The 19,053-nt window shown below is 55.5% G+C and carries 19 protein-coding genes and 1 riboswitch; of the genes, 13 read left to right on the top strand and 6 right to left on the bottom strand.

Annotation, left to right across the window (positions count from 1 at the left end; translation table 11 throughout):
- Positions 1–19 precede the first annotated feature (19 nt).
- The 3 genes from ACZRKO_RS10440 to ACZRKO_RS10430 form a co-directional block, all read right to left on the bottom strand.
- Positions 20–1,063 (bottom strand): NADP-dependent oxidoreductase, encoded by a 1,044-nt coding sequence (locus tag ACZRKO_RS10440; RefSeq protein WP_463737118.1) that lies wholly within the window; start codon positions 1,061–1,063, stop codon positions 20–22.
- 184 nt (positions 1,064–1,247) lie between these two features.
- Positions 1,248–2,027, bottom strand: a complete 780-nt coding sequence (locus ACZRKO_RS10435; RefSeq protein WP_463737528.1) for an ABC transporter substrate-binding protein — start codon at positions 2,025–2,027, stop codon at positions 1,248–1,250.
- Positions 2,028–2,067: 40 nt separating this feature from the next.
- On the bottom strand, positions 2,068–3,222 hold the full coding sequence (locus ACZRKO_RS10430; protein WP_463737117.1) for a methionine aminotransferase: 1,155 nt from the start codon (positions 3,220–3,222) through the stop codon (positions 2,068–2,070).
- Positions 3,223–3,370: 148 nt separating this feature from the next.
- Between ACZRKO_RS10430 and ACZRKO_RS10425 the strand changes: the two genes are divergently transcribed.
- Positions 3,371–4,333 (top strand): LysR substrate-binding domain-containing protein, encoded by a 963-nt coding sequence (locus ACZRKO_RS10425; RefSeq protein WP_463737116.1) that lies wholly within the window; start codon positions 3,371–3,373, stop codon positions 4,331–4,333.
- Here the strand turns inward: ACZRKO_RS10425 and bioA are convergent.
- The gene (gene bioA, locus ACZRKO_RS10420; RefSeq protein WP_463737115.1) at positions 4,330–5,607 is read right to left on the bottom strand and encodes an adenosylmethionine--8-amino-7-oxononanoate transaminase; all 1,278 of its coding nucleotides are present in this window, start codon (positions 5,605–5,607) and stop codon (positions 4,330–4,332) included. The genes ACZRKO_RS10425 and bioA overlap by 4 nt on opposite strands.
- Positions 5,608–5,723: 116 nt before the next feature.
- Between bioA and bioB the strand changes: the two genes are divergently transcribed.
- From bioB to bioD, 4 genes are all read left to right on the top strand, one after another.
- Positions 5,724–6,761: a biotin synthase BioB gene (bioB, locus tag ACZRKO_RS10415; RefSeq protein WP_463737114.1), complete on the top strand. Its 1,038-nt coding sequence runs from the start codon at positions 5,724–5,726 to the stop codon at positions 6,759–6,761.
- Between the two features lie 3 nt (positions 6,762–6,764).
- Positions 6,765–7,916 carry an 8-amino-7-oxononanoate synthase gene (bioF, locus tag ACZRKO_RS10410; RefSeq protein WP_463737113.1) on the top strand — a complete coding sequence of 384 codons (1,152 nt, stop codon included), beginning with the start codon at positions 6,765–6,767 and terminating at the stop codon, positions 7,914–7,916.
- Positions 7,900–8,691 carry a malonyl-ACP O-methyltransferase BioC gene (gene bioC / locus ACZRKO_RS10405; RefSeq protein WP_463737112.1) on the top strand — a complete coding sequence of 264 codons (792 nt, stop codon included), beginning with the start codon at positions 7,900–7,902 and terminating at the stop codon, positions 8,689–8,691. The genes bioF and bioC overlap by 17 nt, the downstream gene beginning before the upstream one ends.
- Before the next feature lie 143 nt (positions 8,692–8,834).
- Positions 8,835–9,515 carry a dethiobiotin synthase gene (gene bioD, locus ACZRKO_RS10400; protein WP_463737111.1) on the top strand — a complete coding sequence of 227 codons (681 nt, stop codon included), beginning with the start codon at positions 8,835–8,837 and terminating at the stop codon, positions 9,513–9,515.
- On the opposite strand, the gene ACZRKO_RS10395 is transcribed toward bioD, so the two are convergent.
- Positions 9,505–10,215 carry an ABC transporter ATP-binding protein gene (locus ACZRKO_RS10395; RefSeq protein WP_463737110.1) on the bottom strand — a complete coding sequence of 237 codons (711 nt, stop codon included), beginning with the start codon at positions 10,213–10,215 and terminating at the stop codon, positions 9,505–9,507. The genes bioD and ACZRKO_RS10395 overlap by 11 nt on opposite strands.
- 980 nt (positions 10,216–11,195) lie before the next feature.
- Here ACZRKO_RS10395 and uvrB point away from each other — a divergent pair.
- Together uvrB and ACZRKO_RS10385 are read left to right on the top strand one after the other, a co-directional pair.
- Positions 11,196–13,202 (top strand): excinuclease ABC subunit UvrB, encoded by a 2,007-nt coding sequence (uvrB, locus tag ACZRKO_RS10390; RefSeq protein WP_463737109.1) that lies wholly within the window; start codon positions 11,196–11,198, stop codon positions 13,200–13,202.
- Between the two features lie 213 nt (positions 13,203–13,415).
- The gene (locus ACZRKO_RS10385; RefSeq protein ID WP_463737108.1) at positions 13,416–13,790 is read left to right on the top strand and encodes a VF530 family protein; all 375 of its coding nucleotides are present in this window, start codon (positions 13,416–13,418) and stop codon (positions 13,788–13,790) included.
- Here the strand turns inward: ACZRKO_RS10385 and yvcK are convergent.
- Positions 13,787–14,695: a uridine diphosphate-N-acetylglucosamine-binding protein YvcK gene (yvcK, locus tag ACZRKO_RS10380; RefSeq protein ID WP_463737107.1), complete on the bottom strand. Its 909-nt coding sequence runs from the start codon at positions 14,693–14,695 to the stop codon at positions 13,787–13,789. The two genes, ACZRKO_RS10385 and yvcK, sit on opposite strands and share 4 nt — an antisense overlap.
- Before the next feature lie 314 nt (positions 14,696–15,009).
- Positions 15,010–15,150: riboswitch (molybdenum cofactor riboswitch) on the top strand.
- Between yvcK and moaA the strand changes: the two genes are divergently transcribed.
- The 6 genes from moaA (at position 15,140) to ACZRKO_RS10350 (ending at position 18,710) form a co-directional block, all read left to right on the top strand.
- Positions 15,140–16,126 carry a GTP 3',8-cyclase MoaA gene (gene moaA / locus ACZRKO_RS10375; protein ID WP_463737106.1) on the top strand — a complete coding sequence of 329 codons (987 nt, stop codon included), beginning with the start codon at positions 15,140–15,142 and terminating at the stop codon, positions 16,124–16,126. It overlaps the preceding riboswitch by 11 nt.
- Before the next feature lie 58 nt (positions 16,127–16,184).
- Entirely contained in the window at positions 16,185–16,697 is a 513-nt protein-coding gene (moaB, locus tag ACZRKO_RS10370) for a molybdenum cofactor biosynthesis protein B (protein WP_463737105.1), read from the top strand.
- A gap of 7 nt (positions 16,698–16,704) precedes the next feature.
- The gene (gene moaC, locus ACZRKO_RS10365; protein ID WP_463737104.1) at positions 16,705–17,184 is read left to right on the top strand and encodes a cyclic pyranopterin monophosphate synthase MoaC; all 480 of its coding nucleotides are present in this window, start codon (positions 16,705–16,707) and stop codon (positions 17,182–17,184) included.
- On the top strand, positions 17,181–17,426 hold the full coding sequence (moaD, locus tag ACZRKO_RS10360) for a molybdopterin synthase sulfur carrier subunit (RefSeq protein WP_463737103.1): 246 nt from the start codon (positions 17,181–17,183) through the stop codon (positions 17,424–17,426). The genes moaC and moaD overlap by 4 nt, the downstream gene beginning before the upstream one ends.
- 1 nt (position 17,427) lies before the next feature.
- Positions 17,428–17,880 carry a molybdopterin synthase catalytic subunit MoaE gene (moaE, locus tag ACZRKO_RS10355; protein WP_463737102.1) on the top strand — a complete coding sequence of 151 codons (453 nt, stop codon included), beginning with the start codon at positions 17,428–17,430 and terminating at the stop codon, positions 17,878–17,880.
- Between the two features lie 119 nt (positions 17,881–17,999).
- Positions 18,000–18,710, top strand: a complete 711-nt coding sequence (locus ACZRKO_RS10350) for a Bax inhibitor-1/YccA family protein (protein ID WP_463737101.1) — start codon at positions 18,000–18,002, stop codon at positions 18,708–18,710.
- The last annotated feature ends 343 nt before the right edge of the window (positions 18,711–19,053 follow it).

The following is a 19,053-nucleotide window of genomic DNA, read 5'->3' as shown; positions in this document are numbered from 1 at the left end:
CGTCCGGGCAAACGTGCAATTAACGGTTTTCTTTACCGACTTCTACCACCAACTTGCCGAAGTTTTTCCCTTCAAGCAGACCGATAAATGCCTGCGGTGCATTCTCCAGCCCCTGCACGATATCTTCGCGGAAATTCACTTTTCCGGCTTCAAACCATTCACTCATCTGTTTGGCGAATTCCGGGTAGCGGTGGCCGTAATCATCAAAAATGATGAAGCCCTGCATGCGAATCCGCTTTCTTAAAATCGTGCTGGCCAGCAGGGAGAGACGATCGTGCCCCTCTTTCAGACCGGTAGCGTTATATTGTGACACCAGCCCGCAGACCGGAATTCGCGCTTTGGTATTGAGCAGAGGCAGGACGGCGTCGAACACCGCGCCGCCGACATTCTCGAAATAGACGTCGATGCCGTCAGGGCAGGCCGCTTTAAGGCGCTTATCCAGATCCGCTGCGCGGTGATCCAGACACCCATCAAAGCCGAAATGCTCAACCGCGTAGCGGCATTTTTCCTCGCCACCGGCGATACCAATCACCTTACAGCCTTTGATTTTGGCGATCTGCCCGACCAGCGAACCGACCGGCCCGGTAGCAGCGGCGACCACGACGGTTTCACCGGGCTGTGGCTGGCCGATATCCAGCAGCCCCATAAATGCGGTGAAGCCCGGCATACCCAGCACACCCAGCGCGAGCGAAGGGTGTTTCAGCGCGGCGCCTTCCAGTTTTTTCACTACTTTGGCATCGGCAACGGCATAGTCCTGCCAGCCGGTGCTGGCAACTACCAGATCGCCCGGCGCGAAACCGGCGCTGTCAGAACTGACTACCTGCGACACCGCACCGCCGGTCATTACCTCACCAATTTGCACCGGTGCGGCATAGGAGGGTGCGTCGCTCATGCGCCCGCGCATGTATGGGTCAAGGGAGAGGTACAGCGTACGCAGTACCAACTGGCCCCCTTTGGCGGTGGGAACATCCTGTTTTTCCAGACGGAAGTTGTCTGCGGTCGGTGCGCCATGCGGGCGTGAAGCCAGCACAATGCGGCGATTTACGGATTGGCTCTGAGACATACAAACTCCTGCGTTGACGTGTATCCTGAGGCCACCATCGTTGGATGGAAACCTGTGTCATGGGGAATAAGTATAGGCGGCTAAGCGAATTGTGATCGACGCGGTTTATGCTTTGTGTGGCTAAGCTATGGAAATAAAAAGGGCCCGGCAAGCCGGACCCCAACGTTTCATTCAGTAGAAAGCGTTACTTCACTGTCACATCGATATCGCCGAAATATTTCTTCGACAGCTCTTTGACGACACCGTCCTGCTTGATTTTAGCGATAGCCACGTCCAGTTTCTCTTTGGTGGCGGTGTCGCCTTTGCGCAGGCCGAATGCGATGCCGCTGCCGAGGATTTTGTCATCACGAACTGCGTCACCCACGAAGGCATAATCTTTGCCATCCGGACGGTCAAGGAAACCTGTCTGGCCTGCCGGTGCCAGCACCAGCGTACCGTCAAGGCGGCCGGAGGAGAGATCCAGATATACCTGATTCTGATCCTGATACGAAACCACATCCACGCCTTTCGGCGCCCAGTGCGCCTGCGCGAAGCTCTCCTGAATAGACCCCTGCAACACGCCGATGTGCTTGCCTTTCAGTGATTCGACGGTCGGCAGCAGTTTGGACTCTTTTTTGGCAATCAGCTTGCTCGGAACGCGGTAAATCACGTTGGTGAAATCAATCGCCTGACGGCGTTTTTCGGTGACGTTCATGGCTGAGTTAATCGCGTCAAATTTACGCGCTTTTAACGCCGGGATAAGGCCATCGAAGGAAGTATCGAGCCATTCACATTTCAGCTTCGCGGCGGCGCACACGGCGTTACCGACATCAATATCGAAGCCCTGCAACTCGCCGCTCGCACTTTTGGATTCAAACGGCGGGTATTGTGCTTCCAGACCAAATTTCAGCGTTGAGCCGTCTGCCAGCGCAGAAAACGAAGCAACGGCACAACCTAACAGCAACGCGATGTTTAATTTTTTCATTGTCATTTTCACTTCTCCCGGTGGGTATCAAGTCAGACGCTTAGACGCCGCACAGACGGCGCGCGCCTTCATACAACGTATCGTTATCTTTGGCAAAGCTCAGGCGGATAAGCCCGGTCGGCGCGTTATGGCTATAAAATGCCGACAGCGGGATAGTGGCTATCTTATGATCACGGATCAAACTCAGGACAAACTCGTCATCGGTCAGCGAACTGAAGTGACTGAAGCGGGCCAGCATAAAGAAGCTGCCACGGCTCGGCAGCAGTTCAAAGCGTGAACTGCTCAGGGCGTTCGCCAGCAGGTCCCGTTTTTGCTGGTAAAAATCGGCCAGTCCCAGATAGCTCTGAGGGTCGGCCAGCGCTTCGGCAAATGCCACCTGCATTGGTGTGTCGGCTGAAAATACCATGAACTGATGTACTTTGCGGATCTCCTCCATCAGTTCAGCCGGCGCCAGACAATAACCCACGCGCCAGCCGGTGACGTGATAGGTTTTGCCGAATGAGGAGACAATCACGCTCCGCTCCGCCAGCAGCGGATGACAGGCCATGCTTTCATGGCGCTCACCGTCAAACACCACGTGTTCGTAGACTTCATCGGATAGGATCACGATATCGGTATCACGGGTCAGTGCCGTCAGGCGTTCGATGTCGTTGGCGGTAAAAATCGCGCCAGTCGGGTTGTGCGGACTGTTGATGATGATCATGCGCGTTTTGCTGTTAATCGCGCTGGCGACCTCGTCCCAGTCAATGCTGAAATCTTCCAACGACAGGCCAATGGCCACCGGCGTCGCGGCCTGTAAGCGGACAATCGGCGCATAACTGTCAAAGGCCGGTTCGAAGTAGATCACCTCGTCGCCCGGATGCACCAGCGCGCTGATGGCGGAGTAGAGTCCTTCGCTGGCGCTGGCGATCACGGTCACTTCGCTGTCGGCGTCGTAGTGACAGCCATAAAGCGCTTCCACTTTGGCCGACAGCGCATGACGCAGTGCCGCTACGCCGCTCATTGGTGCATATTGGTTATGACCATCGCGCATGGCTTTGCTGACGGCATCCACCAGCGACGGCTGGCAGGAGAAATTAGGGGCACCCTGCGATAAATTCAGTGCGTTATGCTCGGCGCTCAGCTGGCCAATCACGGTAAAAATAGTGGTGCCGACGTCAGGCAACTTAGATAAAGGAGAAAGGGCGCTTTTCATGACGAGCTCCAAAGGCAGACCGGAAATGAATAATTATTCGAAAACTATCGAATGATTAAGCATCAGAACATTTGTGCGGACAATGGAAAATTTGTCATACTCGCTATGATCACTCGTCATAGCGGGTGGCGGTTTTTGTGAGGTACCGATGGCCACTTCTCCCGATTTTTCATACCTGACGGCACTCGCTCTGCCTTCTCTTAACCTGTTGAAAACGTTCAGCGTAGTGGCGAAAACCCTCAACCTGACCCACGCCGCAGAGCTGTTGCACATCACGCAGGGGGCGGTGAGCCGCCAAATTACGGGGCTGGAAACGGCGCTGGGGTATCCGCTGTTTTTGCGTCAGGCCCGCGGGCTGACCCTGACACCGCGCGGTGCGCAGCTCTTACCGGCGGTGCAGCAGGCGCTGGAGCAGATGGGCGAAGCGCTCAGGCGTGTGGGTTCTCACCCCGATACATTACGGATCAAATGCCCGACCTGTTCAATGCGCTGGCTATTGCCGAGGGTGATTCAGCTTCAGAATGACCGGCCTGATATCCAGATAGAGCTGACCGCATCGATTGCCCACGGTGTGGATTTCAGCACAGAGCATTTCGACGCCGCCGTGGTCTTTGGGCGCGCGCCGGACTCACCGCGCCGTGCGCATCACTTGTTTGACGAAGTGCTGACGCCGGTCTGTACCCCTGATTTTTTGCCCCGCCGCAAAGGCCGTTTTGACCTTGCCGATCTGGCAGGGAAAACCCTGCTGCACCCCACGCGTGACCGTCGGGACTGGTTGCTCTGGTGGCGGGAGGCCGGGATGAAAGGGCTGCCATCGGCCAAATCGCAGCATTTCGATACGCTGGATCTGGCGATTAACTCGGCGTTGCAGGGGTACGGCGTGGCGATAGGCGACTTGACCTTAATAGAGGATGATTTGCAGGCCCGGCGTATCATTGCGCCATTCCCGCTGTGCGTCGCCAGCGGGGCTTCTTACACGCTGCTCTATCCGGATAACCCCACGCCTGCACTGCAAGTGGCGATCGATTATTTGAACGAGCAGGCCAGAGTCAGCCGGCAGAAACTCAGTGGGTTACTTTCCAGCTCTCACCATTTAGTGAGTGCTAATTAGTAAAGCGTCTCCAGCGCGCTGGCGATAGCGCTGGTCAGTGAAGTCAGTTGCGCCGGGGAGATAACGTACGGCGGCATCAGATAAATAAGCTTTCCGAACGGTCGGATCCACACGCCCTGACTGACGAAGTGTTTCTGCAACTGCGCCATATCCACCGGCTCACGCATCTCCACCACACCAATCGCGCCAAGTACGCGCACATCCGCTACGCCAGGGTGCGCGGCCAGCTGCATCAGTTCGCGTCTGAATTGCTGTTCAATGTTTGTTACCTGCGCCTGCCAGCGGTTTTCTGCCAGCAGGGCCAAGCTGGCATGAGCCACCGCACAGGCCAGCGGATTACCCATAAAGGTCGGGCCGTGCATGAAACATCCGGCTTCACCGTCGCTGATGGTGTCGGCGACGTGGCGGGTGGTGAGCGTAGCGGAGAGCGTCATATACCCGCCGGTCAGTGCTTTGCCGAGACAAAGAATATCCGGTGAAATGCCCGCGTGATCGCAGGCAAACAGTTTGCCGGTGCGGCCAAAGCCGGTGGCAATTTCATCGGCAATCAGGAGTACGCCGTAGTGGTCGCATAATTCGCGCACCCGTTTGAGATAGGTCGGATGATAAATCCGCATCCCGCCCGCGCCTTGCACCACCGGCTCTAAAATTACGGCCGCAATTTTGCGGTGATTCTCTTTCAGCATAGTGGCGAACGGGGCAATATCCACTTCATCCCACTCCTCGCCAAAACGGCTTTGCGGCGCGCTGGCAAACAGATGCTCCGGCAGATAGCCCTGATACAAACTGTGCATCGAGTTTTGCGGGTCGCACACCGACATCGCGCCGAAGGTGTCGCCGTGATAGCCATTGCGCAGTGTCAGCAGCGTCTGGCGCTTTTCGCCCCGTGCCTGCCAGTACTGCATCGCCATCTTCAGCGCCACTTCTACGGCCACCGATCCTGAGTCAGCCAGAAACACACACTCCAGCCCGGCAGGGGTCATCTGTACTAACTGACGCGACAGCGCGACCGCCGACGGATGGGTGATCCCGCCAAACATCACATGGGACATTTTGCCAATCTGCGCGATGGCTGCCTGATTGAGCGCCGGATGGTTGTAGCCATGGATTGCCGCCCACCACGATGACATACCGTCAATTAGCTGGCGACCATCCGCCAGTTGCAGTTCGACACCCTGCGCTGACTCAACCGCATAGCAGGGCAGCGGGCGGGTCATCGACGTGTAAGGGTGCCAGATGTGGCGCTGGTCAAAGTCGAGATCGGCGGGAGTCATTGCGATGTCCTTGATGAAATATGTAAACCAAAAAATAATTTTAACGTTGACGGTAAACTAAAACAAATAAAGAATGGTTGACGAATTGTAAGGTCAAACCTTTTTGGAGAAGTTGAATGACAACCCGTACCCACTGGACGCTGGAAAAAACGCAGGCGCTGTTCGATAAACCTTTTCTGGAGTTGATGTTCGACGCTCAGCAAATACACCGCCAGCACTTCGATCCGCGTCAGGTTCAGGTCAGCACGCTGTTGTCGATCAAAACGGGTGCCTGTCCGGAAGACTGCAAATATTGCCCGCAAAGTTCGCGCTACAAAACCGGGCTGGAAACCGAGCGTCTGATGGAAGTGAAACAGGTGCTGGAGTCCGCCCGCCAGGCCAAGGCCGCTGGTTCCACGCGTTTCTGCATGGGGGCGGCGTGGAAAAACCCGCACGACCGCGATATGCCTTACCTCGAGCAGATGGTGCAGGGCGTGAAAGAGCTGGGCATGGAAACCTGCATGACGCTCGGTACGCTCAATACTACACAGGCGCAGCGTCTGGCGTCGGCGGGTCTGGATTTCTATAACCATAACCTTGATACCTCGCCGGAATTTTACGGCAGCATTATCACCACCCGCAGCTATCAGGAACGTCTTGATACGTTGTCAGAAGTGCGCGGCGCGGGCATCAAAGTCTGTTCAGGCGGAATCGTGGGCCTTGGCGAAACGGTGAAAGACCGCGCCGGATTGCTGATGCAGCTGGCGAATCTGCCGGTCGCGCCGGAGAGCGTGCCGATCAACATGCTGGTGAAAGTGAAGGGCACGCCGCTGGCCGATAACGCCGACGTCGATCCTTTTGATTTCATCCGCACCATCGCCGTCGCGCGTATCATGATGCCAGCTTCCTACGTGCGCCTGTCCGCTGGCCGCGAGCAGATGAGTGAGCAGACGCAGGCCATGTGCTTTATGGCCGGTGCCAACTCGATCTTCTACGGCTGTAAACTGCTGACCACGCCGAACCCGGCAGAAGATAAAGACCTCATTCTCTTCGGCAAACTGGGCCTTAATCCGCAGGTGTTTGAAACCGAGATGGGTGATAACCAACAGCAGGAAGCGCTGGCCGAACAGCTGGTCCATGCCGACACCGCGCAATTTTACAATGCTGCCGTCTGAGCAATGAGCTGGCAAATCCGTATTAAAGAGGCGGTGGAAGCACGCAAGCAGGCAGCGGCGTTTCGCGTGCGCCAACCTAACGCAGGCGGCAGCGCACGCTGGCTGACGCAGGGCGAACGGCGCTGGCTGAACTTCTCCGGCAATGATTATCTGGGCCTCAGTCAGAACCTGAATGTGATCGCCGCCTGGCAGCAGGGCGCGGTGCGTTTTGGGGTGGGCAGCGGTGGCTCAGGGCATGTTACCGGCTACAGCGATGTTCACGCCGAATTCGAACAGCAACTGGCGCAATGGCTGGGATATCCGCGTGCATTGCTGTTTATCTCCGGTTTTGCGGCCAATCAGGCGATTCTTGCGGCGCTGATGCAGCAAGACGATCGCGTACTGGCCGACAAACTGAGCCACGCTTCATTACTGGAGGCGGCGGCACACGCGCCCTCTCAGCTAAGGCGTTTTCAGCACAATCAGCCGGATTCCCTGCAACGTCTGCTGGAAAAGCCGGTGGCCGGTGACACATTGGTGGTGACCGAAGGGGTGTTCAGCATGGACGGCGATGCCGCACCGCTTTGCTGTCTTCATCGTTTATCGCAGGCGCACGGCAGCTGGCTGATGGTCGATGATGCCCACGGTGTCGGCGTGCTCGGTGAGCAGGGGCGCGGCAGCTGCTGGCAGCAGAATGTACGGCCGGAACTGCTGGTGGTGACTTTTGGCAAAGCGTTCGGATGCAGCGGTGCTGCGGTGTTATGTGATGACGCCACCGCGGATTACCTGTTGCAGTTTGCCCGTCATCTGATTTACAGCACCGCCATGCCCGCCGCACAAGTTTGTGCCCTGCAGGCCAGCCTGCGCTGTATTCAGCAAGGCGACGACCTGCGTGATAAACTGGCGGCCAATATTGCCCGTTTCCGTGCAGGCGCTGCCGGTTTGCCTTATCAACTGACGGCTTCTGCCACGGCTATTCAGCCGCTGATTGTCGGTGAGAATCAGCCGACGTTGGATCTGGCGCAGCGGTTACGTGAGCGTGGTGTATGGGTCAGTGCGATCCGCCCGCCGACCGTTCCGCGGGGCAGCGCAAGACTGCGCATTACCCTGACGGCTGCCCATCGGCCCGAAGATATCGATTTTTTGCTGGAGTCCCTTCATGGGTGCAGTCACTGAATTAGTGAACAAACAAGCGGTGGCCGACGCGTTCAGCCGCGCCGCCGTCAGTTATGAAAGCGCCGCACAATTGCAGCGCGACGTGGGTGAACAACTTATTAGCATGGTGGCAGAGACTCATCAGGCCGCCGGTTTGTCCCTGCTCGACGCCGGTTGCGGCACCGGTTATTTCAGCCGCCGCTGGCGTGACATGGGCAAACAGGTCACCGCGCTGGACTTGTCCCAGGGCATGATCGACATGGCCCGCGCGCAGGATTCCGCCCACCATTATCTGCCAGGTGATATCGAACGTTTACCGCTGGACGATGGCGCGGTGGATATCTGTTTCAGCAATCTGGCCGTGCAGTGGTGTAATGCGCTGCCGCGCGCGCTCGAAGAGATGCACCGCGTCACGCGAGTTGGCGGGCTGGTGCTGTTCTCCACGCTGGCGGAAGGCTCGCTTGGCGAACTGGCTGCGGCCTGGATGAAAGTCGATGGTCGTCGTCACGTTAACCAGTTTCTGACGCCGGACAAAATCGCCGAAGCCTGTGCGCCGTATCGCCACGATGTGCAGTTCAGCCAGCACACTGTTCTGTTCCCTGATGCGATGTCGCTGATGCGTTCGCTCAAAGGTATCGGCGCGACGCACATCAAAAATGGCCGCCTCGGCGGGCTGGGCGGTCGTGACCGTCTGGCGTTGCTCGAAAAACACTACGCCCGTCAGGACGGCATGCTGCCGCTGACTTACAAGCTGGTGTATGGCGTCATCAATGTCGAAACATTAATCCCAAGATAAAACCCTGCGTCCTTGACGCTGTCTCTGCGTTAGCTGCGCGAGTTCACCCGAATCACTGACTGATGTCAGCTCATCGGGATTTACGCGCTGGCCGCCCTGATACAGCGCCAATGACGTTGGATTTCAGCAAGGGTCACAAGAAAATGAAAAAAACCTTCTTTATCACCGGCACCGATACCGAAGTCGGAAAAACCATCGCCACGACGGCCTTTTTGCAGGCTGCGGCGCGTGCCGGATTTTCTACCGCAGGGTATAAGCCGGTGGCCTCGGGCAGTGAAATGACGCCTGAGGGCGCGCGCAACAGTGATGCGCTGGCGTTACAGGCCAACAGCTCCGTGCGGCTTAGTTATGACGAAGTGAACCCGTGCACCTTTATTGAGCCGACGTCGCCGCATATTGTCAGCCAGCTCGAACAGCGCCCGATTGCGCTCGATACCCTGACCCGGGGGCTGCGACATCTCGAACCTAAAGTGGACTGGACGGTAGTGGAAGGGGCGGGAGGATGGTTTACGCCGCTTAACGAGCAGGAGACCTTTGCCGACTGGGTGACAGCGGAACAACTGCCGGTGATTTTAGTAGTGGGAATGCGGCTGGGATGTATTAACCATGCAGTACTCACCGCGCAGGCCATCGCACACAGCGGTTTGCGACTGGCGGGCTGGATAGCCAACGACGTACAGGAAACGGGGAAGCATCATCAGGCTTATCTGGCTACGCTCACGCGGTTGCTGCCTGCGCCACTGCTGGGCGAGATCCCGTTCCTCGGTACGGCGACCGGCGGAGATATCGGGCACTATCTGAATCTGGATGGCCTCACACCGTGAGGTGATCTTTTACCAGCCCGTCATCCAGTTCTGCCAGCGTGCCTTGCGCCACATTACGCCCGCCGTCGAGCAGGCAGAAGCGGTCAGCCACGGTGCGGATAAACGGCAGTTTATGACCGACCAGCAGTAGCGTCAGCCCCAGATCACGGTTCAGGCGGTGAATAATATTGCCCATGTTCGCCGCCATCGCCGGGCTGGTGTGCTCGGTTGGTTCATCGAGGATCAGCAGTTCGGGCTCCAGCACCAGTGCCCGGCTGATGGCCAGTTGCTGCTGCTGGCTTTCGTCGAGTTCACCGGCCTTATGTGCGCCTCTCTCTTTTAAATCCGGAAACAGCTCATAGACCTGCTCGGGTACCCGTCGGGTTTTATTGCGCCCGGCCATCATGGCAATTTGCAGATTCTCATTCACGCTCATTTGCGAAAAGATCTGACGGCCCTGTGGCACGTAGCCGATGCCCATCTGTGCCCGGCTTTCCACCGGTAAATTCAGCAGGCTCTGCGGCTCCTCATTGGCCGACTGCCAGGAGATGGTGCCGCTTTTCACCGGAAGATGGCCCATGATGCAGTTGACCAGCGTGGTTTTACCGACGCCGTTACGGCCGATAAGGCCGGTACACTGCCCGCGATACAGCTCCAGATTGATATCCCACAGGATATGGTTCTGGCCATAATATTGATTCACCGATTTAACACTTAACATCAGAGCGTCCTCCCTCTATCCCCCTGTCTCACTGGCTCTGTAATGCCGCTGGCAGTCGGGATGGTTAATGTACATTGACGGTCATTGTCATCTTTCTGACATTTGTATTGCGCTGTTAAGGTGGTGTCTTAGACGTTATGGATGTTGCAACTCTCAGGCCAAGTTTGGGGTCATACCTCCTAAAGAGTAAGTTGCGAGAATGTAAACAGCCCGGTAGCCAAAGCCGTGAACAAAATGTTAATCAGCGGTAATGAATCAGACAAATATCGGACCCTTAGGTGCACTTTGCCAGTGCCTGAAACGGTGATTTTGGTGCAATGCATCAGCGTGGCTAAAGCAAAAAAATCCTCGCGACATGCACTTTTTCATTTTGCAATATCTGCGACACAGGATATCTAGGCAAAATCGGCATATATAAAGAAGTAAAAATGGCTAAAAATAACTAAAAAACATCACACGCAGACCGCTGGAGATGAAAGGGCGATTTTTGGTAGGTCGCGCTGCGCGTGGCACGATGTGAGTTATCCACCATTCCTGTGGATAACCATGTGCATGAGCGTCGGGAAAGTTCCTGCAAGCGAGTCAGGACGCGGGCTGCACTCACTTTGTCTGGAATCGCCGCTTTTTTGATAAAAATATATATTTCAATAAGTTAACTAAAATCAAGCTTTGTCAAATCGCGTTATCCCGTCAGTGTCAATTTTCGTCAACCTGTGGTCAGAAAGTTAATTCGTGTTAATAACTGGGGATAAATGTTCTGCGATGGGGAAAATGTGGCTGAACTGAAAACCTAAAAAAGTGCAGAGAGGTAACATTTTCAAAGTCAGGATGTCAGGCCGTTAAAAAATGAACTGAACGTAGTCATTGGAAGCTGGTTTTATATCCAGTACTATATCGCTGGCAAAAATCGCGGAGTCTTCCATACTGAGTCTCCTTAGCCGGTGTTGTGTGTTCCTCCTCTTCAGTCAGGTAGCCCGTCAATGAGTAAAGTATTCAAACTGCATTCCGATTTTAAACCGTCAGGCGATCAGCCTGAGGCCATACGCGCACTGGAAGAGGGGCTGGAGAACGGGCTTGCACACCAGACGTTGCTCGGTGTCACCGGCTCAGGGAAGACGTTTACCGTCGCGAATGTGATTGCGGACCTCAACCGGCCAACCATGGTGCTGGCACCCAATAAGACGCTGGCTGCCCAACTCTATGGTGAGATGAAAGAGTTTTTCCCGGATAATGCCGTTGAATATTTTGTCTCCTATTACGATTACTATCAGCCGGAAGCCTATGTACCCAGTTCTGATACATTTATCGAAAAAGACGCCTCGATAAACGAACACATCGAACAAATGCGCCTTTCTGCCACTAAAGCCCTGCTGGAACGCCGTGATGTGATCGTTGTCGCGTCGGTTTCTGCTATCTACGGTCTGGGTGATCCGGACCTCTATCTGAAGATGATGTTGCATTTGACCAAGGGCATGATCATCGACCAGCGCGCGATTTTGCGCCGTCTGGCAGAACTGCAATATGCCCGCAACGATCAGGCTTTCCAGCGCAGTACGTTCCGCGTTCGTGGCGAAGTGATTGACGTCTTCCCGGCGGAGTCTGACGATCTGGCGCTGCGTATTGAGCTGTTTGACCAAGAGGTCGAACGCCTCTCGCTGTTTGATCCGCTGACCGGCCAGGTGCAGCATGAGATCCCGCGTTTTACCATCTACCCGAAAACCCACTACGTGACGCCGCGCGAACGTATTGTGCAGGCGATGGAAGAGATCAAAGTTGAACTGGCGGACCGGCGTAAAAACCTGCTCGACAATAACAAACTGCTGGAAGAGCAGCGCATCAGTCAGCGCACGCAGTTTGATCTCGAAATGATGAACGAACTCGGATATTGCTCCGGCATCGAAAACTACTCGCGCTACCTCTCAGGGCGCGGGCCGGGCGAGCCGCCTCCGACGCTGTTTGACTATCTGCCAGCCGACGGCCTGCTGATTGTTGACGAGTCCCACGTCACCATTCCGCAAATCGGCGGTATGTACAAAGGTGACCGTTCGCGCAAAGAGACGCTGGTGGAGTACGGTTTCCGCCTGCCTTCCGCACTCGATAACCGCCCGATGCGCTTTGAAGAGTTCGAAGCCGCTGCGCCGCAAAGTATTTATGTTTCCGCCACGCCGGGCACGTATGAAATGGAAAAATCCGGCGGTGACGTGGTCGAACAAGTGGTACGTCCGACCGGTCTGCTGGATCCGCTGATTGAAGTGCGTCCGGTGGGCACGCAGGTCGACGATTTGCTGTCAGAGATCCGCAAACGCGTCGAAGTGAACGAGCGTGTGCTGGTCACCACGCTCACCAAGCGTATGGCTGAGGATTTGACGGAGTATCTGGAGGAACACGGCGAGAAGGTGCGTTACCTTCACTCTGACATTGATACCGTCGAGCGTGTGGAGATCATTCGTGATTTACGCCTCGGTGAGTTCGACGTGCTGGTCGGTATCAACTTACTGCGCGAAGGGCTGGATATGCCGGAAGTGTCGCTGGTGGCGATCCTCGATGCAGACAAAGAGGGTTTCCTGCGTTCCGAGCGTTCACTGATTCAGACCATCGGCCGTGCGGCGCGTAACCTCAATGGCAAAGCCATTCTTTATGGCGACAGAATTACCAAATCGATGGCGAAAGCGATTGAAGAGACCGAGCGTCGTCGCGCTAAGCAGGAACTCTATAATACCGAGCATGGTATTACGCCGATGGGTCTTAACAAGAAGATCTCCGATATCCTGCAACTCGGCCAGCCGAAGACCAAGAAAAACAAAGACAAACGTGATGCGGCGGCGTCAGAAACCGTCAAGCTGCTCACGCCGAAAGCGCTGGACCAGCGTATTAAAGAGCTGGAAAGTAAGATGTATGCGCACGCGCAGAATCTGGAGTTCGAAGAGGCGGCCAGTACGCGTGATGAGTTGCATGCGTTGAGAGCGCAATTTATCGCTCTCTCCTGATCCCCTTCATCTTTCATGTTGCAGCGGTGTTGGCTTCCCTCGCGAACCCCAGTCACTTAGTTAGCTACGTTCCTGAGGATTCGCTCGGTTGCCGCCTTGCTGCACCATAAAATTTATCGGGGATACCTGCTGTGGAATAATTAAGGCGCGCTGCGCTGGCATGGAAAAAATGCTAGACTGCGCGCCCGTTAAAAACGACTTGCGAGCGAGCCAATGACTGACACCCCTCCCCAGAAACCTGCTGCGGCAAAAGATCCTCTGCACGGCATCACGCTGGAAGCGCTGCTGACGACGCTGGTCGATAATTTTGGCTGGCCTGCTCTGGCGTCGCAGGTGAATATCAACTGCTTCAAGAGTGACCCAAGCATCAAGTCCAGCCTGAAGTTTCTGCGTCGCACACCGTGGGCGCGCAAAGAAGTGGAAACGCTGTATCTGGACTTTGTCGAAGGTCATTTACGCCCGGACATGACGCGCAGCAAACGCCGCACGCCATTGTCAGAACAGAAACCGCAAAAACCGAAAGTCAGCACGGCTAAACCCGCTGCGGACAGCCCGTGGAACAACCATCCGCTGACGAAAAAATCTTAAATCATCCGCTGCAACGCTTCTTCTAACGCTTTTCGAAGTAACTCGCGGTCATGACGATAAGGGATATCACTGGCTTCGAGAGTGGTTTGAATGATCAACCTCTCACTGGCGTCGTCGATATTCACTTTAGGCCCGACGATCGCGGCATCAACGGCGCGGCGTCCGATCTGTTGCTCGATCAGTGAAAGCTTGTCATGCAGCGTCAGTGACGCGGCCGCGACGCTTAACTCTTTTCCCAGATTGCCGATGTAAACGATGTGCGCCCGGCTGCGGCGCAGCGCCTGCGTCAGGTCTTTCATCAGCAACAACGGCATCAGGCTGGTATAGAAACTGCCGGGGCCAATCAGCACCAGATCGGCTTCTTTGATAGCGAGGATCGCTTCACGCGTCGCTGTGACCTGCGGTACCAGCATCAACTCACGCGGGATTTGCGTCAGCTTGTCGACATTCACTTCGCCATGAACCCACTCGCCGCTGGTATCGAGCGCCGCCAGATCGACCGGATCTTCGGACATCGGGATCAGTTCGGCGTCGACTTTGAGCAAGCTGCGCACCAGATTGATGGCTTCCAGCGGGCGCACGCTCAGGTGGTCAAGTGCGCGGAGCATCAGGTTACCGAGATTGTGCCCGGCCAGCTCGCCATTGCCGCCGAAGCGGTATTCGAACATCGCCGACGCTACGCTCGGCTCGGTGATCAGCTGGTTCAGACAGTTGCGCGTATCGCCCCAGGCGATGCCACCTTCGGAGCTGCGGATACGGCCGGTTGAGCCACCGTTATCGGTGGTGGTGACGATACCGGTCAGGCGTGAACCCAGAGCAGAGAGAGCGGACATCACGCGTCCGAGGCCATGTCCTCCGCCCAGTGCCACTACGCGGTCGAGGTCAGCTAACGTACGATTGCGCATAAAAATCCTTAAAACTGTCCAGAGAATTGTCAAATCTGCCTTCAGCGTGGCAGTTAAAGAGGCTTGGTCATAAGAATCATCGCATGCCAGCAAGTTGATTTTACCGAATTTTGCAACAAGGTGTTATCCCCCGGAAGCCTGAAAAAACGCAGAATCCCTTATAAAAAAAGACGTTTCTTGTCGCGATCTGCGGCGTACGGGTGGCGAAAAAGCGTTATGTATCAAAATGCACAACGAAAACCGCCTTGGTGATCTGCCTTTCCGGGCGTTAGAATAGCGGCTGTAACCCGTGTTTTTTCGCCTGTTTTATCGTCGAAAAGATCAAACTCCTAGCCCTGAACCCTAAGTTGTTCGCCAAGAACGATATGGTTTCCTGGCCGTGGCTCAGCCACCAGGGTGCGAGGCAGAAATGCCTGCATCTCCCGTATTTGGAAAGGTGTTAAGGTGCTTCAGCTTACCGATGCTTTTGCGCGCAAGTTCTATTACTTGCGGCTATCTATTACCGATGTGTGCAATTTCCGTTGCACCTATTGCCTGCCTGACGGCTATAAACCGCAGGGGCACAGCAATAAAAGTTTCCTGTCGCTGGATGAAATCCGGCGTGTCAGCCGTGCGTTCGCTCATCTTGGAACGGAAAAAGTGCGCCTGACCGGCGGGGAGCCCTCGCTGCGCCGCGACTTCTGCGAAATCATTGCCGCTGTCCGCGAAAACCCCACCATCAAAACACTAGCCGTCACCACCAACGGCTACCGCATGGCGCGTGACGTAGCCAAATGGCGCGACGCAGGTCTGAACGCGATTAACGTCAGCGTCGACAGCCTCGATGCCCGCCAGTTCCACGCCATTACCGGCCAGGATAAATTCCACGATGTGATGAGCGGCATCGATGCGGCTTTTGAAGCGGGGTTCAGCAAGGTGAAAGTCAACGCCGTGCTGATGCGAGACGTCAATCACGCCAGCCTGAATACTTTCCTCGCTTGGATCAAAAACCGTCCAATCCAGCTACGCTTTATTGAACTGATGGAAACCGGTGACGGCGGATCCTTGTTCCGCAAACACCACGTTTCCGGCGACGTACTGCGTCAGCAACTGATCGCGCAGGGCTGGCAGCTTCAGATCCGCGCCCGCAGCGATGGTCCGGCACAGGTGTTCAGCCACGCTGATTATGTCGGTGAAATAGGCCTTATCATGCCGTATGAAAAAGAGTTCTGTGCCAGCTGCAATCGTCTGCGCGTTTCGGCCACCGGCAACCTGCATCTGTGCCTGTTCGGTGAAGACGGTATTCCGCTGCGTGATCTGCTGGCGGATGATATGCAACAGGATGACCTGATGACACGTATTCAGGGCGGCCTGCGTCATAAAAAACAGACCCATTTCCTGCATGAGGGCAACACCGGGCTGACCCAGAATCTGTCGTTTATTGGCGGGTGATTTCCCCTCCCAATAACGCAAAAATGTGGTGGTTGACGTAAGTTCAAGGAGCAACAAGATGAGCAAGGCCAGCAAAGATTTTCTTCCCCTGAATCTTACCGTTCTTACGGTCTCAGACAGCCGGGGTGAAGCCGAAGATACATCAGGACATTATCTGAAAGAAGCGGCCCTCGAAGCAGGGCACCGCGTCACCGCCCAGACGATCGTCAAAGACAATCTGTATAAAATTCGCGCCGTGGTCTCCGGCTGGATAGCCGATGACGCCATTCAAGCGATCCTTATCAACGGTGGCACCGGTTTTACCCATTACGATAATACTCCCGAGGCGCTTAAGCCGCTGTTTGATCGTGAAATCGAAGGCTTCGGTGAACTGTTTCGTATGGTGTCCTTTGAAGAGATCGGCACCTCGACCATTCAGTCGCGCGCGCTGGCCGGAATGGCAAATCAGACGGTGATCTTTGCCATGCCGGGTTCTACCCGCGCCTGCCGTACTGCCTGGGAACACATTATTGAAGCCCAGCTCGATGCCCGCAACGGCCCGTGTAACTTCACTCCTCACGTCAAGAAATAAGCCCGCTATGTCTACTTTTACTCATATTAATGCTTCCGGTGATGCCCACATGGTGGATGTCTCCGCGAAAGCTGAAACTGTGCGCGAAGCCCGCGCCGAAGCCTTTGTGAGCATGGCGGCGGAAACGCTGGCGATGATCGTCAACGGCAATCACCATAAAGGCGACGTGTTTGCCACGGCGCGGATCGCCGGCATTCAGGCAGCGAAAAAGACCTGGGATCTGATCCCGCTGTGTCATCCGCTGCTGCTGACCAAAGTCGAAGTGAATTTGCAGGCAGAACCGGAGCATAACCGCGTACGCATTGAGTCGCGCTGCCGTCTGAGTGGCAAAACCGGCGTTGAGATGGAAGCCCTGACGGCGGCGTCGGTCGCGGCACTGACCATTTATGACATGTGCAAAGCGGTGCAAAAAGACATGGTGATTGGCCCGATCCGCCTGCTGGAAAAGTCCGGTGGAAAGTCCGGTGACTTTAAGGCGGTCCCATGATTGAGATCTTATTCTTTGCCCAAGTGCGTGAACTGATTGGCGTAAGCTCACTGCAACTGCCCGCCGGGTTTGGCGACGTCGAAGCGCTGCGTCAGGCGTTGTGTGAACGCGGTGACCGCTGGGCGCTGGCGCTTGAGTCCGGAAAATTGCTGGTAGCGGTCAATCAGACGCTGGTCGATACCGCTCACCCGGTGAACGCCGGTGATGAAGTGGCTTTCTTCCCGCCCGTCACCGGAGGCTGAGATGGACCTGACTAAAATTGTGGTCGATGCCTCGCCCTTTAATGTCGGCGACGAGTATCAGTGGCTGGCGCAATCTGACGCCGACGGCGCCGTGGTGACCTTTACTGGTAAAGTACGCAATCATAATCTCGGTGATAACGTCAGTGCACTGACGCTGGAGCACTATCCCGGTATGACTGAAAAGGCCTTGGCGGAGATCGTGGCGGATGCCCGTACACGCTGGCCGTTACAGAGGGTTTCGGTCTATCACCGCATTGGCGCGATGTATCCCGGTGATGAAATTGTGTTTGTGGGTGTCACCAGCGCACACCGTGGTATGGCGTTCGACGCGACCGAATTCATCATGGATTATCTCAAAACCCGCGCACCTTTCTGGAAGCGCGAAGCGACAGAACAGGGCGACCGCTGGGTCGATGCCCGCGACAGTGATAAAGACGCGGCAAAGCGCTGGTAAACTGCAACTAAACCTTACGCTTAGCAACCGCGCAAAGCGGAGAATTTGTGGTAATGTTATCCAACAGGTGGCCTGTTTAATGGCCTAATTTTTAGTCCTCCATGCAAGAGGTAATCATCATGGATCGATATCCACGCAGTAACGGCTCGATTGTTGAACGTGCTAACACTGGCATTCAGGCTTATATGGCGCAGGTCTATGGTTGGATGACCTGTGGCCTGTTATTAACCGCATTCGTTGCTTGGTATGCCTCGCGCTCCCCGGCGATCCTCGGCTTTATCTTCTCCAGCCAGATCACCTTCTTTGGCCTGATTATCGCGCAGCTGGCACTGGTGTTCGTGATTTCCGGCATGGTTAACCGCCTGAGCGGCACCGTTGCCACCGGCCTGTTTATGCTCTACTCGGCGCTGACAGGGCTTACGCTTTCCAGCATTTTCATTGTTTACACCGGTTCATCGATTGCCAGCACCTTTGTGGTAGCCGGCGGAATGTTCGGTGCGATGAGCGTGTTCGGTTACACCACTAAACGCGACCTGAGCAAAATGGGCAGCCTGCTGTTCATGGCGCTGATTGGTATTGTGCTGGCCTCCGTGGTTAACATCTGGCTGAAAAGCTCGGCGCTGATGTGGGCTGTGACTTACATCGGTGTTGTGGTCTTCGTCGGCCTGACCGCGTATGACACGCAAAAGCTGAAAAACATGGGTGAGCAACTGAATGTTGATGACCGAGATAACTTCCGTAAATACTCGATTGTCGGCGCGCTGACGCTGTATTTAGACTTCATCAACCTGTTCCTGATGTTGTTGCGGATTTTCGGCAACCGCAGATAAGGTTTGGGTTTTTTATTGCAAATGAGGGGCGCTGAAAAGCGCCTCTTTTTTTAATTCAAATTCAAGGTCGTGGGCGTCGGCCCACACCGACCAAAGGCCGGCAGTCGCTCGGGCCTTTGGAATCCGAGCTTTTTTAACTGCGCGCTTCGCATGTCACAATGGCCGTGTTTCAGTGGCTTCAGTTCACACCGCAAAATGTCAGCGCTTAGGCGCTGCCTTCGCTACGGGTTTCGAGACTTAGGTCTCGAACCACTTGCTCAGTGCCATTTTTGAACGCGGTCTATTGGCTATGTAAATCAAAACACGCTTTGGTTGGGAGGGTGTTTGGCAAAAAACACCGCGT

It is taken from the genome of Ewingella sp. C233, assembly GCF_055407225.1.
The sequence above is the reverse complement of the archived record's forward strand: the minus strand, read 5'-3'. Positions and strand labels throughout refer to the sequence as shown.

Bases quoted from the DNA above. Each gene is read 5' to 3' on its own strand.
- ACZRKO_RS10440 (WP_463737118.1), bottom strand. From the start codon at position 1,063: ATGTCTCAGAGCCAATCCGTAAATCGCCGCATTGTGCTGGCTTCACGC.
- ACZRKO_RS10435 (WP_463737528.1), bottom strand. From the start codon at position 2,027: ATGAAAAAATTAAACATCGCGTTGCTGTTAGGTTGTGCCGTTGCTTCG.
- ACZRKO_RS10430 (WP_463737117.1), bottom strand. From the start codon at position 3,222: ATGAAAAGCGCCCTTTCTCCTTTATCTAAGTTGCCTGACGTCGGCACC.
- ACZRKO_RS10425 (WP_463737116.1), top strand. From the start codon at position 3,371: ATGGCCACTTCTCCCGATTTTTCATACCTGACGGCACTCGCTCTGCCT.
- bioA (WP_463737115.1), bottom strand. From the start codon at position 5,607: ATGACTCCCGCCGATCTCGACTTTGACCAGCGCCACATCTGGCACCCT.
- bioB (WP_463737114.1), top strand. From the start codon at position 5,724: ATGACAACCCGTACCCACTGGACGCTGGAAAAAACGCAGGCGCTGTTC.
- bioF (WP_463737113.1), top strand. From the start codon at position 6,765: ATGAGCTGGCAAATCCGTATTAAAGAGGCGGTGGAAGCACGCAAGCAG.
- bioC (WP_463737112.1), top strand. From the start codon at position 7,900: ATGGGTGCAGTCACTGAATTAGTGAACAAACAAGCGGTGGCCGACGCG.
- bioD (WP_463737111.1), top strand. From the start codon at position 8,835: ATGAAAAAAACCTTCTTTATCACCGGCACCGATACCGAAGTCGGAAAA.
- ACZRKO_RS10395 (WP_463737110.1), bottom strand. From the start codon at position 10,215: ATGTTAAGTGTTAAATCGGTGAATCAATATTATGGCCAGAACCATATC.
- uvrB (WP_463737109.1), top strand. From the start codon at position 11,196: ATGAGTAAAGTATTCAAACTGCATTCCGATTTTAAACCGTCAGGCGAT.
- ACZRKO_RS10385 (WP_463737108.1), top strand. From the start codon at position 13,416: ATGACTGACACCCCTCCCCAGAAACCTGCTGCGGCAAAAGATCCTCTG.
- yvcK (WP_463737107.1), bottom strand. From the start codon at position 14,695: ATGCGCAATCGTACGTTAGCTGACCTCGACCGCGTAGTGGCACTGGGC.
- moaB (WP_463737105.1), top strand. From the start codon at position 16,185: ATGAGCAAGGCCAGCAAAGATTTTCTTCCCCTGAATCTTACCGTTCTT.
- moaC (WP_463737104.1), top strand. From the start codon at position 16,705: ATGTCTACTTTTACTCATATTAATGCTTCCGGTGATGCCCACATGGTG.
- moaD (WP_463737103.1), top strand. From the start codon at position 17,181: ATGATTGAGATCTTATTCTTTGCCCAAGTGCGTGAACTGATTGGCGTA.
- moaE (WP_463737102.1), top strand. From the start codon at position 17,428: ATGGACCTGACTAAAATTGTGGTCGATGCCTCGCCCTTTAATGTCGGC.
- ACZRKO_RS10350 (WP_463737101.1), top strand. From the start codon at position 18,000: ATGGATCGATATCCACGCAGTAACGGCTCGATTGTTGAACGTGCTAAC.